Raw genomic sequence first — 397 nt, 5'->3', positions numbered from 1 at the left:
AGTCATCACCCTTTGATGCACTACGCCTGATTCAGCACATTTTCCACCAGCCAGCGCAGTCACGTGAGGCGCTGTTTCTGGGCGGTCTGTTTGCCTACGATCTGGTCGCCAGCTTCGAGCCGCTACCTGACACAGAGCAGGGTAACCGCTGTCCGGACTACCTGTTTTACGTGGCTGAAACCCTGCTGGTTATCGACCACCAGCGCCGTAAAGGCAAGCTTCAGGCAACCTTGTTCGGCGGCGACAACTACACGGCAAGCTATTTCGAGCTGAGCCGCCGGCTGCAACAAATCAAAGAAATATGCCTGAAACCGGTTGCCCTGCCACCGGCCGAATTCTTGGACAAGTGCGAACCCAGCGTCAGCATCAGTGATGCCGACTTCTGCGCAACCGTCGA

Annotated in this window: 1 pseudogene; it reads left to right on the top strand. The window is 56.7% G+C overall.

The features are described 5' to 3' along the window. A pseudogene (locus tag ACYP03_RS24420) lies at positions 1-397 on the top strand (anthranilate synthase component I); the annotation flags it as partial.

Source organism: Photobacterium sp. R1 (genome assembly GCF_054600795.1).
The sequence above is the reverse complement of the archived record's forward strand: the minus strand, read 5'-3'. Positions and strand labels throughout refer to the sequence as shown.